The following is a 2,297-nucleotide window of genomic DNA, read 5'->3' as shown; positions in this document are numbered from 1 at the left end:
AGAATTTGAAGAAAAATAATAGACAAAAAATTACCTAAATAAAACAAAAGGTTGGTCATAGAAGGTTTGGTAAGAATTCCTGAATTTTCAATGGAGATTTATACCAAACCTTTTTTATATTCTCTCTCCGCAGTATTAGTAAAATTGTACAAAGAAAAGATAGTGAAATAATCAAAAAAGAGATATTAAAATCCAATGTATCCAAAACTAATGAAGTTGTTTTGAGCTATCAAAAAACATTTCTTTTTTTATTTAAAAAATTCAAATTGGGAGGGAGGGAGGTCGTACTGATTATCTTAAAAATAAAAAAACTGACAACTCTCAATAGGTTTTCTTGGCATACCTCCTTTATTTAATCTAAAACGTCAATGATGGTAAGACATTTTTTAACAACGATACTATTAGTAACTCCTGTTCTCTTATACTGTCAAAAAAAGATAGTGATTTTAGATAGTGTTGAAAGTAAAACTATTCCCTATGCTGAGGTGATAAGTAACGGGGATTCATTCTTTTCTGATTCCTTAGGTACTATTCAAATAATGAAGGACTCTCAGCTCCCGCTCATTATAAAAAAACAAGGATTTCACGACAAGAAGATTGATCGTTATACGAGTGTAATTTATTTGACGCCTATCGTGAAAAAAATTCAGGAAATAATAGTCAATAGAAAGACTGATGTAAAATTCGAATCAAAAATATTGAAGTCCAATACTTCGGGATTCCCCAAAGATTTAAGCATAGGAATTATTCATAAAGGAAAGAAGAACATGACCGGAAAATTGAAGGAAATCTCAATTCCTATAAGAAGAATTTATGATAAAGAAGCTCTGATCAAAATTGATTTTTATGATGTAAAGGAAAATAAAATAAGTAATGAAAGTATTAACACAGAAAGCATTATCATCAGCGTTAAAGAACTGAGCAAAAAGATCAATAAAATCAACCTCGAAGAGTATAACATTACCTTTAATGAAGAGACTTTGATGAGCTTGAGAATTATCAACGAAACAGGAAAGACTCAGAAAGAAATCGGTGAATCTTCAATTCAGTTTTACAATTCAAAAGAGAAAGGAGATTTATATTTTTACAATTATTACTTCAACCAATGGAAAATTCTTTCCTTAAACATGAATCTTCCCAGTGTCGGATACACAGTTTCCTACTAAGCCAAGCTAGCCAAAAACGAATCACAGATATCATGCTTGCGATTAGCAGGAATCAACTTCAGGAAAATTTCACTTTTATTACTATTCTTGAAAAATGAAAATATTTTGATAGTATCTTTGTTGCCAAATAGTAAAAATGGACATCGATAAGCAAAAATTATCTTTTCTAAAACCCGAATTGTCAGAGAAAATTCTGCAACACGGCTCTATAAAAGTGGTGAGCAAGGGTACCGAAATTTTGAGAGAGCATCAATATATTAATGTTCTTCCTATCGTCATCAACGATCTTGTAAAAGTATTTTCTCGCTTTGAAGAAAAAGAGCTCCTACTCTACTACATCGAGCCACAGCAAAGTTGTGTGATGACCTTTTATGCGGCTTTAAAAAATTCGCCAAGCAAAGTCTATGCAACCACAGAAGAAGATTCGGAGTTACTACTAATTCCAATTGAGCATTTACCCAAATGGATAAAAGAATATCCTGATTTCAACGAACTTTTTTATAATCAATTTAACCTTAGATATACAGAACTTCTCGATACTATTGGACATTTGCTTTTGACAAAAATGGACCAAAGGTTATATGACCATCTGAAAAAGAAAACTGAACTTATCAAAAGTGATTCCGTGAAAATGAGTCATAGTCAACTCGCAAACGAACTTGGTACCGCTCGTGAAGTCATTACTAGGGTCCTCAAGAAACTCGAAACAGACGGAAAAATATCACAGAATTCAGGAAATATCAAAATTAGTGGCGAATGGTGACTATGGTCACTGCATGGCTTTTTCATACGTTCTACTTTTGTACCGCAATAAAGCAATAACAAAAAAAGAAATAAAATGAAAAAAAACATGGGCTCCGTTGACAAAATTATTAGAATAATAATTGCTGTCGTTTTGGGTGTACTCTACTTTACCAACGTTATTTCGGGAACCTGGGGAATTGTAGCTTTGGTTCTTGCAGGAGTGTTCGTTTTGACAAGTTTCATAAGCTTCTGCCCGTTGTATCTTCCATTGGGAATCAACTCTTGTTCTGTGAAAGACCAAGGAAAGAAAGATTAGAAAAAAACACATTTTTATATGTAGTCTAGCTTCTAAACATTTAAGATGTTTGAAGCTAGATTTTTTTTTAA

General features: G+C 32.2%; 3 protein-coding genes. All 3 read left to right on the top strand.

The annotated features are described in order from the left end of the window. Positions 1-440 precede the first annotated feature (440 nt). Positions 441-1,166: a hypothetical protein gene (locus AC4AGG_RS16095; protein WP_489773040.1), complete on the top strand. Its 726-nt coding sequence runs from the start codon at positions 441-443 to the stop codon at positions 1,164-1,166. 136 nt (positions 1,167-1,302) lie between these two features. Next, positions 1,303-1,929, top strand: a complete 627-nt coding sequence (locus AC4AGG_RS16090; RefSeq protein ID WP_489773039.1) for a Crp/Fnr family transcriptional regulator — start codon at positions 1,303-1,305, stop codon at positions 1,927-1,929. Positions 1,930-2,004: 75 nt separating this feature from the next. Continuing rightward, on the top strand, positions 2,005-2,226 hold the full coding sequence (locus AC4AGG_RS16085) for a YgaP family membrane protein (RefSeq protein ID WP_489773038.1): 222 nt from the start codon (positions 2,005-2,007) through the stop codon (positions 2,224-2,226). Positions 2,227-2,297: the final 71 nt, after the last annotated feature.

It is taken from the genome of Chryseobacterium sp. CG10_8 (genome assembly GCF_058117085.1).
The sequence above is the reverse complement of the archived record's forward strand: the minus strand, read 5'-3'. Positions and strand labels throughout refer to the sequence as shown.

Excerpts from the sequence above, each read along its gene's own strand:
- AC4AGG_RS16090 (WP_489773039.1), top strand. The coding sequence starts at position 1,303 with ATGGACATCGATAAGCAAAAATTATCTTTTCTAAAACCCGAATTGTCA.
- AC4AGG_RS16085 (WP_489773038.1), top strand. The coding sequence starts at position 2,005 with ATGAAAAAAAACATGGGCTCCGTTGACAAAATTATTAGAATAATAATT.